At 58.0% G+C, this 13566-nt stretch carries 11 protein-coding genes; 7 read left to right on the top strand and 4 right to left on the bottom strand.

Features of this window, described 5'->3' with window-relative positions:
* Positions 1 to 29: 29 nt before the first annotated feature.
* On the top strand, positions 30 to 2171 hold the full coding sequence (locus ADH66_RS19350; protein WP_236757267.1) for a ComEC/Rec2 family competence protein: 2142 nt from the start codon (positions 30 to 32) through the stop codon (positions 2169 to 2171).
* A 117-nt stretch (positions 2172 to 2288) separates the two neighbouring features.
* On the opposite strand, the gene ADH66_RS19345 is transcribed toward ADH66_RS19350, so the two are convergent.
* Positions 2289 to 3542, bottom strand: coding sequence for a glycosyltransferase family 2 protein (locus ADH66_RS19345; protein WP_066537426.1), 1254 nt, complete (start codon positions 3540 to 3542; stop codon positions 2289 to 2291).
* Positions 3543 to 3795: 253 nt separating this feature from the next.
* On the opposite strand from ADH66_RS19345, the gene ADH66_RS19340 reads away from it, so the two are divergent.
* Together ADH66_RS19340 and ADH66_RS19335 are read left to right on the top strand one after the other, a co-directional pair.
* Entirely contained in the window at positions 3796 to 4356 is a 561-nt protein-coding gene (locus ADH66_RS19340) for an RNA polymerase sigma factor (RefSeq protein WP_066537427.1), read from the top strand.
* Positions 4353 to 5543 (top strand): hypothetical protein, encoded by a 1191-nt coding sequence (locus ADH66_RS19335; RefSeq protein WP_066537428.1) that lies wholly within the window; start codon positions 4353 to 4355, stop codon positions 5541 to 5543. The genes ADH66_RS19340 and ADH66_RS19335 overlap by 4 nt, the downstream gene beginning before the upstream one ends.
* Positions 5544 to 5590: 47 nt before the next feature.
* Here ADH66_RS19335 and ADH66_RS19330 read toward each other — a convergent pair whose 3' ends face one another.
* From ADH66_RS19330 to ADH66_RS19320, 3 genes are all read right to left on the bottom strand, one after another.
* On the bottom strand, positions 5591 to 6079 hold the full coding sequence (locus tag ADH66_RS19330) for a hypothetical protein (protein ID WP_066537430.1): 489 nt from the start codon (positions 6077 to 6079) through the stop codon (positions 5591 to 5593).
* A 102-nt stretch (positions 6080 to 6181) separates the two neighbouring features.
* On the bottom strand, positions 6182 to 6526 hold the full coding sequence (locus ADH66_RS19325) for a hypothetical protein (RefSeq protein ID WP_157130625.1): 345 nt from the start codon (positions 6524 to 6526) through the stop codon (positions 6182 to 6184).
* A gap of 71 nt (positions 6527 to 6597) precedes the next feature.
* Entirely contained in the window at positions 6598 to 7080 is a 483-nt protein-coding gene (locus ADH66_RS19320) for an RNA polymerase sigma factor (RefSeq protein ID WP_066537435.1), read from the bottom strand.
* 198 nt (positions 7081 to 7278) lie between these two features.
* On the opposite strand from ADH66_RS19320, the gene ADH66_RS20305 reads away from it, so the two are divergent.
* From ADH66_RS20305 to ADH66_RS19300, 4 genes are all read left to right on the top strand, one after another.
* Positions 7279 to 7473 (top strand): hypothetical protein, encoded by a 195-nt coding sequence (locus ADH66_RS20305; RefSeq protein ID WP_157767234.1) that lies wholly within the window; start codon positions 7279 to 7281, stop codon positions 7471 to 7473.
* 64 nt (positions 7474 to 7537) lie between these two features.
* Positions 7538 to 8566, top strand: coding sequence for an aldo/keto reductase (locus ADH66_RS19310; protein ID WP_066537439.1), 1029 nt, complete (start codon positions 7538 to 7540; stop codon positions 8564 to 8566).
* Positions 8567 to 8762: 196 nt separating this feature from the next.
* A complete protein-coding gene (locus ADH66_RS19305) occupies positions 8763 to 12500 on the top strand; it encodes a phosphoribosylformylglycinamidine synthase (RefSeq protein WP_066537441.1) in 3738 nt (1245 codons plus the stop codon).
* A 31-nt stretch (positions 12501 to 12531) separates the two neighbouring features.
* Positions 12532 to 13563: a 3-deoxy-7-phosphoheptulonate synthase gene (locus tag ADH66_RS19300; RefSeq protein WP_066537443.1), complete on the top strand. Its 1032-nt coding sequence runs from the start codon at positions 12532 to 12534 to the stop codon at positions 13561 to 13563.
* Positions 13564 to 13566: the final 3 nt, after the last annotated feature.

The following is a 13566-nucleotide window of genomic DNA, read 5'->3' as shown; positions in this document are numbered from 1 at the left end:
TTGTTTTTACCGCCGCTTCTTTGGCAACTGTGCTGGACCCCCATGTGACCGGGATCATGTCCATGGTCTGTGGGGGCCTGGCTTTTTTCGCGCTTATTCTTGGTGTGCTGCTGGGACGGACAGAGAATCCCAATAAACGCCGCAACCGCAGGTTCGTCTTGTTCCATGGCTCCCTTCTGCTTATGTCTGCGGGGATTATGCTTGCCCTATACGCCAACCGTTACTATACGGAGGTAGCCCATGTCCAAGAGCTGGACCAGGTTACTGCGGGGGTGCGCCTGGAACCTCTTGACTACCCTGACAAGAGATACGGCAAGTTTTATTATCCCGTGAGGATACTGGAGCTGGACGGACAGCCGGTAAAGCCTTTCCAGGTGCGGCTCTCCTGCTCTGAAGCCCTGGAATGTGGGCCCTGCGACCAAGTGGTATGTCAGGTGAAGTTTTATTCCTTTAAAGGTGGCGGGATGTATTCCACATATTCATCACAGCTGGCCGAAGGCAACTTGCTTGGCGCATATCCGGAGGGCTATAACGATTATGAGTACATAGCCAGTGAAGACTCCTTTCCTGCCGGACGGATTCTGCCGCTGCTGCGCAGCTATGTCTCCCGGGGGCTGGACCGGTGCATCTCCGGCGAGGAGGCAGCTCTGCTGAAAACCGTACTGCTGGGTCATGGGTCACAGCTGCCGGAGGAGATATATACAGATTTCCGGCAGATAGGATGTTCCCATATGCTGGCGGTTTCAGGTATGCACATGACCTTGGTGGGTGCGTTTTTGAATCTATTTCTGGCAAGGCTGCCGCTAAACCGACGTCTGCGCAGCCTGTCCAGTGTGGTTCTGTTGTTTTCCTACCTGCTGCTGACCGGCTTCCCGGTCTCTGCTGTGCGGAGCTACCTGATGCTGGTTTTTTGCTCACTGGCGGCCTCCACCTACCAAGTGGGAGACACGCTTAACTCTCTGGGGGCGGCAGTAGTGTTTATCTGCTTTTTAGACCCGTTTGCCGGCGGCAGCGTTGGGTTTGCGCTGTCCGTTCTCGCCACGGCGGGTATTGCGCTGCTTGGACGCCAGTTAGAGGAGACGATAGCCACGAAATCCTCTGGGCCTATCCGAAGGTACGTGGCTGGCACTATATCCACCTCCATATCGGCCACGCTGTTTACAATGCCGGTGCAGGTAGCGGTATTCCATGGACTGCCTATGCTGACCCTTGTATCCAACCTACTGCTTCTGCCAATTTTTGTTACGATGCTCTACTGTGCCCTTCCACTTCTGCTTCTCTCCCTTTTGGAGCCTATGGGAGCGCTTATACAGCCTATAGTTCTGGCCTGCGGTCTGCTTGCCAGAACGCTTTTGAAGCTCAGCCGCTGGATGGCAAGTCTGCCGGGTGTATACGTAAGCTTGACAGACCCGGTACATTTGTCTGCGCTGGCATTGCTTATGACAGCTGTGCTGCTCTGTCTTTCCAAGCGCTTCAGGTTTCGGCCAATTCTCATGATTATTTCCTTGACAATGGCCCTTTTCCTGCCCGTACTGCGCTATGAGTCCAGCCTGGACACAGTGACTTTGGCGGTAAGCGGGGACAGCGAGTCAGCCTGTGTGGTGGTCATGCAGGACCGCCGGGCTGCTGTGCTCAGCATGGGCACCTTTAACAGCGGGCTTGCCCGCCGGATAATAGCGCAGGAAAATATCTTCGAGCTGGACAGTGTTTTAGTGACACGCCAGGATTACCGGGCAAAGGCTATGCTGAGAGATATTTTGTCGAATTACCGTCCTAAAACCCTCTTAATACACGGTAAAACCCGTGGAGGGAAGGACCTGCGCTATCCAGGGATTACACTGGAAACCGCTTCGGACAATTGCCTGTATCAGGTGCTGCCGGGAGTTATGGTAGAGATGGCCGACGGCGGCGCAAAAATGCGCATATGGGCCAACAATAGGAAACTGCTGCTGGCCCTGGACGAGTGCTCCGATGAGACCTGCGACCTGCTTATAACCAGCCGGTCACTTCCACAGGTTAATACAGAGCTTACGCTTTTCATGTGCGAGGAGGGAGACTTGCCTGAGGACGCTGCTATGGGCCTGTATTCAGACTTTTGCCTTATTACGGACCAGGACGTTTCTTATGTGGACATTCCCTTTGATAGAGACGTTAGCCTCCGCAGTTGGTAGCCTGGGAAAAAGAGAGGCTGCCGCATGGAGATGGATAAGAACACTTTAAAAAACTAAATGATGAAACGGCATAGCTGCGGCTATGCCGTTTTCCACAAAAGTACCCTTTATGCCGGTTTACCTTCTCCCGTCCAGCTCACCAAGACTCACCGCTACGGTATGCCGTATGGGTTTCCATTGAGTCCCGCCTGACATGGCCACAGCTAAAGCGGCCATAAAGCTTGCCATGAAGAAGGGGTAGGTGAAGCTGAAAAGTATCTTCCGCGAAGCCCGGCAGGGTATCCTGCGCCACTCGGTTATAAGTGTCAACAGCCCTGTAAAGTACAGTCCAAGGTACGTGCCGCCCAGCGCCAGCAGAGCGGCTATCACCACAGGCCCGGTCTCAAAGCCGGGGGTGCAGAGCCCCACAGCAAACATCACCGTGTTCATCACAAAGCCCAGCCCCATGAGCACTGCCGCCAGGGAGTTTATCAGCAGGTCGTAGCAGGCGAAGCTGCCGGAGCCGAAAAGGGCATGTAAAAGGGAACCGCCGTTTTTGCCCATTATCTGCATGAGCCCCCGCATCCAACGGGCCCGCTGCACTACCGACTGCTTAAAGCCCGTGGGCTGCTCGTCGTACAAAACCGCCGTGCTGCAATAGGAAATTTTCTCTCCCCGGCAGACTAAATCAAGGGTAAACTCCAGGTCCTCAGTAAGGGCGTAATAGTGCCAGCCGCCCACCTTCTCAAGGAGCTTAGCGGAGAACAGGAATCCTGTCCCCGAAACCGCGCAGCTGGTGCCCAGGTAGTCCCGGGGGCGGTTCAGGTACTCGGACTCCCGGAGGAAGTACATGCCGTACCCTGCGGATATCCAGTTATCCCCAAAGTTCTTGGCGTTGCGGTAGCCTGTCACCACCGGGCATCCGTTGGAGAAGACCTTGTTCATCTCGCTTATATAATGGGGGTCAAGAAGGTTATCCGCGTCGAAGACGAAGAAGCCGTCATAGGTCCCCTCGGGTTTGTCCTGTGCTATTTTCGAGAGCAGGAATTCCAGGGCATATCCCTTGCCCACTTGGATCTTATTCCTGCGTTGGTACACCGTTACCTCCCGGGACGCGGCCACCATGGCCGTGCTGTCGGTGCAGTTGTCCGCCACCACGTATATGTCCACCAGCTCCGAGGGGTAGTCCTGAGCCTTTATGCTGTCGATAAGCTGGCCTATCACGGCGGCCTCGTCCCGGGCGGCGATAAGCACCGCGAACCGGCTGAGCGAGCGCTCCTTGAACCGCCGCCCAAGGCCCCGCACCCTTATCAGGGCGAACAGCACCTGATAGCAGCAGCATAGGCCCACCACCACCGCGATGGCTAAATTTATATATGTAAGGGTCTTCATATGCTCTCCGTCCTTTCGCGCATGGGCAGGTAAAGTTAATTTTCCATACCGCCTTTTCCTAACGCTAAAAGAATAATATGAACAGATTAAGTACAACGTGATGAATTTCTTACAAATTTCTTACGACAGAGAAGCGTGCAGGCCAAAGCCCCTTTAATACCCAAAATCCTCCGAAAAAATCAGATTTTTTGTAACCCCCGGCGCGCAAATGCCGATATATAAAGTGAGGGGACCCCACAGGAGGTGCTGGATAATGGAGGACGAGAGGATAGTGGCGCTGTTTCTGCGCCGGGACGAGGCCGCGCTGGGGCTTACAGCCGCCAAGTACGGTCAGAAGCTGCGCGCCCTCGCGGACAACCTGCTGCGGGACAGGGGAGCCGCCGAGGAGTGCGAGAACGACACCTATATGCAGGCGTGGGCCGCCATACCGCCCCACGAGCCCTGGAATTACCTCTTCCCATTCCTGGCGAAGATAACCCGGAGGCTTGCCATAGACGTGGCCCGGGCCCGCTCCCGCCAGAAGCGCAGCGCCCCCATTATGGAGCTTACAAGCGAGCTTGAGCAGTGCATACCGTCCCCAAACGACACCCCGGGGCAGGCGGACGGCACACTTCTTATAGAGCTTGTGGAGAACTTTCTGCGCTCGCTGTCCGAAGAACGGCGAAACATGTTTATACGCAGGTACTGGTACCTGGACCCGGTAAAGGAGGTGGCGGACTTCTTCGGGTGCTCCCAGGGCCGGGTGAAGACCACCCTGTATCGGGTGCGCCGGGACCTGCGGGAATATCTCATCAAGGAGGGATACGATATATGAAAGGCAGCGACCTTTTGGAGAAGCTGGGGAATCTGGACCCAAGGCTTGTGGCCGGAGCGGCGGAGCCCCCAAGAGAAAAAGTCCGCCGCCGGGGTCCCGAGTGGGGCGGGCTCCTGGCCGGGGCGGCCTGCCTTGCGGCCATTGCCCTGCCCCTGCTCCTGACCTACCTGATAAACGGCGTGACCCCCACCATTGAGTACGGACCGGGCTCCCGGAGCGAAAACACCTCCCATGAGGTCGCCTCGGCCGGGGACGAAGGAGGCGAGGGCGGCGATGGCCTTGGCAACACACAGAAGGGAGCCAACCGGGGAGAGGGTGACGGGCCTACGGCCAAATATTCCACAAACCCCGAGCCCCAGGAAAGCATCGTGGGCTATGACGACGATATCGCCTGGACCAGGTACCTCCTGGATGAAAGCTACTGCTCGGCCTACCCGGAGGGGCTTCCGGCGGAGGAGTATTTCAAGTACAATAAGCAGGAGCCGGAGAGCGGAAAAAGGCTGACCTCTGCCGCCTGGAACGACAGCATACTGGACGATTATGTATTCTGCCCTCTCATAACCAGAGCCAGCGCCAAAACAGCTTCCGCGGACGGAACCGCACCAAGCCCGTACGAGGTGATGAACACTTACGCCGAGTATATTTTTAGCTGTCTTCCGAATTGCGTCTGGCCCCCAGAAGTCGAATTCAAATGCACCGAAGACGGCAGCGAGCTGGGTCTTGTCCATATATCCACAGCTTCAGAGCTCAACCTCGACGTAACCGACGACCACCTGCGCGATAGCTGGGACATCTCCCTGACTATCAGCCGGGAACCCCCGCTGACGGAGGAGGTTCTGGCATCGGCAAAGTACGACTATAATGAGACTGTGGTGATATCTTCCGAGGGCGCGGAGCCTATCACAGCTTTGGGAGGGCTCAACACCAGCAGGATGCTCCTGTGCACGCTGCCCAACGGCATGTGGTGCCGGATAGCGGGGAACTTCAACGTGCCCTGTGAGGACATGGTGACGCTTATGAACTCGCTGCTCAAGGACACAAGCGTGCTGGACGAGATAAACGAAAAGCTCAAAAGCGGGGAGCTGGTACCTGTCACCATGGAGGAATTCAATAAGGACCGCTTTTCTTCCGCAAGCCCGGACCCCGATATTGACAGCGCAGGCGTAAAGCTTGAAGCGATCTTATAGGACGGCTATTATGTTGCAAAAAGCCCCCCGCTTTCCGGGGGACTTTCCTATTTCGGGAACACATACGCCCGCAGCAGTTTCTCCAGATCCTCCGGCGTGCGCAGGGTGTGGGCCCCGCCACGGTCGGGAAGGTACACCCAGACGCTCTTGCCCTGCTCTATGAGCGAGGCCATTACGAAATAGGTGCCCATGCTCCTGCCGTCCCAGAGGACCATGCCGCAGTCAGCGGCGGCAGTCATGGCAAGGGTGTTTTGCAGATGGCGGGGAGCCCCGCCCCAGCGGCCCTCTCGGGGCGGGCGTCGGACGGGCCAGCCGTCCAGATTGTGCTGGGGCCGGGGCCGGGCGGTGTATACACGCACCCAGTCGGTGTGCATATCCCGAAGGTACTCCTGCAAAGCCGCGTCCAGCCCCGAGTGGTCGCCCACCAGTATATGCCAGCCCTCGCCGCAGAGCTTTGATATCATCAGCTTCACCCGCCGGTCCGGCTCCGCGATGGTGTGTGAGCCCACTATCATCATTTTCTTTTTCGGATACATGGCCGGACCTCCTTTGGGTTTGCCTTTGAATTATTATAACACAGCGCGCGCAAAGCGTCAACGCAAAAAGCGCCCCTTTCGGAGCGCTTGCGTGCAGAACATTTACTCTGTGACCGCCTTGGCCGTTTTCGCCTCAAAGCTGAAAGCGTCTATGCTGTTGGAGATCTCATTTCCATCGCCGTCGGTATAGGTAATTACGGCCTTGCCGTCTTCGCCCTCTGTGACCACATAGCTGCCAAGGCCGCCCTTGACTACATCGCCGCTGTCAAGATGGTACTCCACTGTTTCGATGTCCTCGCCGTTAAAGGTGCAGGATACAACATAGGCGAACAGTTCCCCGCCGGACGCAGCGTTGGCCCCCATGGCCGTGAGCACCGCCAGGGCCATTATGGCTGCCGTCACCAGCAGATTACGGACTATCCTTCTGGGTTTATGCTTCTCTGTCATTGCGATTACCTCCTGTATTTTTTCCGGGGAGGCTTTCACCCTGGAAAACATTTTTTTATATTTTTCTTCCATTATGAATCCTCCTCTTGCTTTGTAAGCGCCTTTTTTACCCTCTCCCGGGCCCGCTGTAAGCGGGTTTGTACGGTGGACTCCTTGAGCTTACACAGGGCCGCTACCTCTTTTATGGTATAGTCCTCGTAGTAGTAGAGGTAGAGAGGCACCCGGTACTTCTCCGGCAGGGCCATGGCTATGATAAAGAGCTCGCTTTCTTCTGGGCTCTCAAAGTCCACCGTCCCGGCGTATTCCTCCAGGGACGCCCGCCTTTTGAACCACCCGGAGCTTCTGAGTTTCCTGCCCTCGTTCACGGCTACTCGGATAAGCCAGCGCTTCACGTGCTCCTCGCTCTCAAAGTCCGTCTTTTCCCGGTAGAGCTTTAAAAGCACCGTCTGCATAATGTCTTCGGCGTCGGCGGCGTTCTTGCAGCAGTTGAGCGCCACCCGATAGACTGTGTCGCCATACCTTTTCGCGTACCCGGCAAATTCCTCCGCTGTCATTTCGCGCCCCCCTCCGCCGTTCTTCTGAAAAGCTTTTCACCTATAATACCATTTTCGAGGGTGGAATATCTCATTTTGAGAAAAAATTTTTGAAAGCGCTTGACTTGGAGCGGGGTCTATGATATATCATAGTAAATACAAGCTTGGGAGATGGTCCTATGCCAGTTATAATTTTGACGGCGGGCCTCCCACGCGCTTATGGTGTTTGCCCTGTGGAGGTACGCCACCCGCTTCTATCTGTACATACTGGCGCACTTCAAGCACCGGGGGATCCTGACGGGCTCTATAGCCGGTATGCTGCTATCGGCGGCGCTGGCGGTCCTGCTGACGCCTTTGGACAGGTATGTAAGCCTGATATATACTCCCACATGGGCTGGGGCTCGTTTATTATAGGTTTTGCTCTATTGACAGTCTTTTATATTATCGCACTACATAAAACCCAAAAGGAGGACCTGAAATGAAAACCGTGACCCTTGGCCGCACCGGCATAACTGTCTGCAAGAACGGCTTTGGAGCCCTGCCCGTACAGCGCGTCAGCGCGGAGTACGCGGGGAGGCTGTTGAGAAAGGCCTATGATGCCGGGGTGAACTTTTTTGACACCGCCCGCTCCTATACCGACAGCGAGGAGAAGATGGGCCTTGCCCTCTCGGACGTAAGAGAGAAGATATTTATCGCTACCAAGACCCCCTCTACCACTGTGGAGGGCTTCTGGAGGGACCTTGAGACCAGCCTGCGGCTGTTAAAAACTGACTACATAGACATCTACCAGTTCCATAACCCCAGCTTCTGTCCCAAGCCCGGGGACGGCACAGGGCTGTACGAGGCCATGCAGGAGGCGAAGGCTCAGGGTAAGATACGCTTTATAGGCATAACCAACCACCGCCCCCACGTGGCCGAGGAGGCCGTTGAGTCCGGGTTGTACGACACCTTGCAGTTCCCCTTCTGCTATCTTGCCAGCGATAGGGACGTGGCCCTTGTGAACCGCTGTAAGGAGCAGAATATGGGCTTTATCAGCATGAAGGGCCTCTCCGGCGGGCTTATTACCAACTCCGCCGCGGCCTACGCCTGGCAGGACCAATTCGACAATGCCCTGCCCATCTGGGGCGTGCAGAGGGAGAGCGAGTTGGACGAGTTTTTGAGCTACATCGACAATCCCCCCAGCATGGACGACCCAAAGATAAAGGCCGTCATCGAGAAGGACCGCAGGGAGCTGGTGGGCAACTTCTGCCGCTCCTGTGGGTACTGCCTGCCCTGCCCGGCCGGGATAAACATCCCCCAGTGCGCCCGCATGAGCCAGCTGATACGCCGCAGCCCCTCTGCGGGATGGCTTACCGAGGAGTCCCAGAAGATGATGCTGAACATCGAAAACTGCCTTGACTGCGGCCACTGCAAGAGTAAATGCCCCTACGGCCTGGACACGCCGAACCTTTTGAAGGCCAATCTTGCCGACTATAGGGACATACTGGCCGGGAAGGCTGCTGTATAGAATTTGGACCCCAGCGTTTGGGAGACACACCGTAAGGAAGTTGACGCCCGCTGAAAGTGATCGCTTTTCGGCGGGCGCTGCTTTATAATAAACTGACCGGCAGATCGGGACCCTTGCGGGGCTTTTTCTTTACTTTTACGGCACGTTGTGCTATAATATCCCCACAAATCAAAGTATATTGCTTGGAGGGTTTAACTTGGTCACCAGAGTATTTGTAGAGAAGAAGCCCGGCTTTGATATCGAGGCCGGCCATATGCTTGCGGACCTGCGGGACGTGCTGGGCGTTACGGGACTTAAAGGCGTGCGCCTCCTCAACCGTTATGACGTATCGGGACTTACCCCCGAGGATTTCAGGATGGCGGCCAAAACTATTCTCTCGGAGCCCAATCTTGATAATGTCTATCCCGAGGACTATGAATTGGACTGCCGGGCCTTTGCAATGGAATACCTGCCCGGCCAGTACGACCAGCGGGCCGACTCCGCCGCCCAGTGCGTGCAGCTTCTGACTCAGGGTGAGCGGCCCCTTGTTGTCACGGCGAAGGTCATAGGCCTTCTGGGGGACGTGTCTGACGAGGACTTTCGGAGAGTAAAGGCCTACCTTATAAACCCGGTGGAATCCAGGGAGGCCTCCATGGACAAGCCCGAAACTCTCGAACTGACCGCCCCCGCTCCTGCGGACGTACAGCGGGTCACCGGCTTTATTTCCTGGGACAGGGAGAAGATGGCCGAATATTTCCAGTCCATGGGCTTTGCCATGACCCTTGACGATCTGATATTCTGCCAGGAGTATTTTAGAGATGAAGAGCGCCGGGATCCCTCTGTCACGGAGCTTCGGGTGATAGATACCTACTGGAGCGACCACTGCCGCCACACCACCTTCCTGACAAGGCTCAACCATATAGAGATAGAGGACGGACCCCTTAAAGCTGCCGTGGAGCAGGCCCTGAAGGATTACCTTGCCCTGAGGGACGAGATGTATGGGGAGACCGACCGCCCGATATCCCTCATGGACATGGCCACCATAGGCGGCAAGTACCTTAGAAAGAAGGGACTTGTGCCCGACCTGGACGTGAGCGACGAGATAAACGCCTGCTCCATCGAGGCTCCGGTCACTATAGACGGCGAGACCCAGACCTGGCTGATACAGTTCAAGAACGAGACGCATAACCATCCCACGGAGATAGAGCCCTTCGGCGGGGCGGCCACCTGCCTGGGCGGGGCCATCAGGGACCCGCTGTCCGGCCGGGCATATGTGTACCAGGCCATGCGGGTCACCGGCTCTGGGGACCCCACCGTGCCCCTTTCCGAAACCCTCCACGGCAAGCTGCCCAGCCGGAAGATAACCACCGGCGCGGCGGCGGGCTACTCCAGCTATGGCAACCAGGTGGGCCTTGCCACCGGACAGGTCACCGAGCTCTACGACCCCGGCTATGTGGCGAAGCGCCTGGAAATAGGGGCCGTAGTTGGCGCCTCCCCCAAGGAGAACGTGCGCCGGGAGGAGCCCGCCCCCGGGGATATCATAGTGCTCCTTGGCGGGGCAACAGGCCGGGACGGCATCGGCGGAGCCACCGGCTCAAGTATGGCGCATACTGAAAAGTCCGTGGAGGTCTGCGGGGCCCAGGTGCAAAAGGGCAACCCGCCCACCGAGCGTAAGATACAGCGGCTCTTTAGGAACGCGGCCGCCGCAAAGCTCATAAAGCGCTGCAACGACTTCGGCGCGGGGGGCGTATGCGTGGCCATCGGGGAGCTGGCCCCGGGGCTTATGATAGACCTGGACAGCGTGCCCAAGAAGTACGAGGGGTTAGACGGTACCGAGCTTGCCATCTCCGAGTCCCAGGAGCGCATGGCCGTGGTGCTGGCCCCGGAGGACGTGGAAAAATTCAAAGTCCTGGCCGCAAGAGAGAACCTGGACGCCCAGAGTGTGGCCGTGGTGACCGAGAGCCAAAGGCTTAAAATGCAGTGGCGTGGAGACCAGATTGTTGACCTCTCAAGGGCGTTTCTTGATACCAACGGTGTGACCCAGAACGCCGACGCAAGGATAACCGCCCCCCAGGGCCCCTGCGCTATGAAGGAGGTGCCGGAGGCCCTGAAGGGCAAGTCCGGGGCCCAGGCGCTGCTTGCCAATATGGCCCGCTTAGAGGTCTGCTGCCAGAAGGGGCTTGTGGAGCGCTTTGACTCCGTCATAGGCGCGGGCACGGTGCTTATGCCCTTCGGCGGGCTATACCAGCTTACCCCGGAGGAGGCCATGGTGGCGAAGGTGCCCCTGCTCTCCGGCGAGACCGATGACGCCACCGCCATGAGCTACGGCTATGTGCCGAAGGTCTCCCGCTGGTCGCCCTTTATGGGCGCGGCCTACGCGGTGGTGGAGAGCCTTTCAAAGCTTTTGGCCGTGGGCGCGGATCCATTAAAGGCCCGGCTCACCTTCCAGGAGTATTTCCCCCGGCTGCACGCCGTGCCCTCCCGCTGGGGCCAGCCCGCCGCGGCGCTGTTGGGCGCGCTCTCGGCCCAAATAGGGATGGGACTGCCGGCTATTGGCGGCAAGGACAGTATGTCCGGCTCCTTTGAGGATTTAGATGTGCCCCCCACCCTTGTGAGCTTCGCTCTCTCCATGACAAAGGCCAGCCGCACCCTCTCCGCCTGCGTGAAGCATCCGGGGACCAAGCTGGTGCTGATACCTGTGCCCCAGGAGGAAAGCGGTATGCCGGACTGGCCAAGGCTGAAGGAGCTGTACAGTAAAATACTGGCCGCCATGGACTGCGGGGAGATAACCGCCGCCGCCGTGGTGCGGGAGGGCGGCGCGGCCGCCGCGGCCATGCGTATGTGTCTGGGCAATAAGCTGGGCTTTAAGTTCCAGCCCGGGCTCTCCGCCGAGACGCTCTATGCCCCCATGCAAGGCGCGATAGTCGCGGCCCTCTCCCCCGAGGCGGAGCTCCAGGGCGGCATACTGCTGGGGCACACTACCGGCGGGGAGAATGTGCACATAGACGGAGAGAAAGTTCCCGTGGAGGAGCTTATAAAGGCCTGGTCCGGCACCCTCGAGGGGGTATTCCCCAGCTTCGCCGCCCCGGCCCCCATGCCCGCCGACACGCCTCTTTATACTCAGAGGAACAGCTCATCGCCGGTGATAAAGGCCGCAAGGCCCAGGGTGTTCCTCCCGGCCTTCCCCGGCACCAACAGCGAGGTGGACTCCGCCCGAGCCTTTGAGCGGGCCGGGGCCAGGGCCAATGTGCTGGTGGTGCGCAACCTGACCCGCGCCGGTATTGAGGAGACCATAAGGGAGATGGAGAGGAGCATAAGGGAGAGCCAGATCATCATGATACCCGGCGGCTTCTCCGGCGGCGACGAGCCGGAGGGGTCCGGCAAGTTCATCGCCACCACCTTCCGCAACCCCCGCATAGCCGAGGCGGTCATGGACCTTTTAGATAACAGGGACGGACTGATGCTTGGTATCTGCAACGGTTTCCAGGCTCTTATAAAGCTGGGGCTTCTGCCCTATGGAAGGATAACCGAGCCCAGCGAGGACGCCCCCACCCTGACCTTCAACTCTCTGGGGCGGCACGCCTCCAGGCTCGTGTATACCCGGGTAACCAGCGTCAAGTCCCCGTGGCTTAGGGGAACGAACGCCGGGGATATGCACACCATAGCCATCTCCCACGGAGAGGGCAGGTTCGTTGCCAATGACGAGGCCTTGAAGGCCCTCATAGAGGGCGGTCAGATTGCCACCCAGTACGCGGACCCCCAGGGCGCCGTAAGCGGGGATATCCTCTGGAACCCCAACGGCTCCGTTTGCGGCATAGAGGGTATTACCAGCCCCGACGGACGCATACTCGGGAAGATGGGCCATAACGAGCGCTGGACAAAGGGGCTCTTTAAAAACGTACCCGGGCATAAGGATCAGAAGTTGTTCAAGTCCGGGGTAGAATACTTTGCGTAAGGCTCATAAACTATAAGAAAGCGTGATGCCAATGTCCATGCAGTTAAACCGCCAGCTTCCCATGCCCGCCGATTTGAAGGCCCAGCATCCCCTGTCCCCCGCCGTCCTGGAGCGCAAGGCCCAGAGGGACCGGGAGATAAGGGAGGTTTTTGAGGGGAAGTCCGACAAGTTCATAGTTATAATCGGCCCCTGTTCCGCCGACAACCAGGAGGCCCTTCTGGAGTACGTCCACAGGCTTGCGGAGATAAACGAGGCCGTGAAGGACCGGCTCCTGCTGATACCAAGAGTCTACACCAACAAGCCCCGCACCACCGGCCAGGGGTATAAGGGTATGCTCCACCAGCCCTCCCCGGACAAGGCCCCGGACCTTTTGGAGGGCATAATCGCTATAAGGCGTATGCACATCCGGGTCATAGAGGGGACCGGGCTCACCGCTGCGGATGAGATGCTGTACCCGGAGAACCGCAGCTATCTTGACGACGTTCTGAGCTATGAGGCCGTGGGGGCCCGCTCGGTGGAGAACCAGCAGCACAGGCTCACCGCCAGCGGCATGGATATCCCCGTGGGCATGAAAAACCCCACCAGCGGAGATCTGTCCGTTATGCTCAACTCCATCCAGGCCGCCCAGAGCTCCCATAACTTCCTCTACAGGGGCTGGGACGCCACCACCGGCGGCAACCCACTGGCCCACGCCATCCTGCGGGGCGGGGTGGACAAGTACGGCACCTGTGTGCCCAACTACCACTATGAGGACCTTATGCGCCTTTTGGAACTGTACGGCGAGAGGGATCTGCTGAACCCGGCGGTGATAGTGGACGTGAACCACTCCAACTCCGACAAGAAATATAAGGAGCAGATACGCATAACCAGCGAGGTACTCCACAGCCGCAGCCACAGCCGGGAGCTCCATAAGCTGGTAAAGGGCGTTATGATAGAGAGCTATCTGGAGGAGGGCTGCCAGCCTATAGAAGGGGAGCGCACTTATGGGAAGTCCATCACGGACCCCTGTCTCGGCTGGGCGGACACGCGGAGCCTGATATTCAGCATAGCCGAGAGGGCGTAGTCC

The sequence above is a fragment of the Acutalibacter muris genome, assembly GCF_002201475.1.
GTDB lineage: Bacteria > Bacillota > Clostridia > Oscillospirales > Acutalibacteraceae > Acutalibacter > Acutalibacter muris.
Note: the sequence above shows the minus strand (reverse complement) of the source record. Positions and strands in the feature narration are given on the sequence as shown.

Coding starts and splice junctions, on each gene's coding strand:
- ADH66_RS19345 (WP_066537426.1), bottom strand. CDS start 3,542: ATGAAGACCCTTACATATATAAATTTAGCCATCGCGGTGGTGGTGGGC.
- ADH66_RS19340 (WP_066537427.1), top strand. CDS start 3,796: ATGGAGGACGAGAGGATAGTGGCGCTGTTTCTGCGCCGGGACGAGGCC.
- ADH66_RS19335 (WP_066537428.1), top strand. CDS start 4,353: ATGAAAGGCAGCGACCTTTTGGAGAAGCTGGGGAATCTGGACCCAAGG.
- ADH66_RS19330 (WP_066537430.1), bottom strand. CDS start 6,079: ATGTATCCGAAAAAGAAAATGATGATAGTGGGCTCACACACCATCGCG.
- ADH66_RS19325 (WP_157130625.1), bottom strand. CDS start 6,526: ATGACAGAGAAGCATAAACCCAGAAGGATAGTCCGTAATCTGCTGGTG.
- ADH66_RS19320 (WP_066537435.1), bottom strand. CDS start 7,080: ATGACAGCGGAGGAATTTGCCGGGTACGCGAAAAGGTATGGCGACACA.
- ADH66_RS20305 (WP_157767234.1), top strand. CDS start 7,279: ATGGTGTTTGCCCTGTGGAGGTACGCCACCCGCTTCTATCTGTACATA.
- ADH66_RS19310 (WP_066537439.1), top strand. CDS start 7,538: ATGAAAACCGTGACCCTTGGCCGCACCGGCATAACTGTCTGCAAGAAC.
- ADH66_RS19300 (WP_066537443.1), top strand. CDS start 12,532: ATGTCCATGCAGTTAAACCGCCAGCTTCCCATGCCCGCCGATTTGAAG.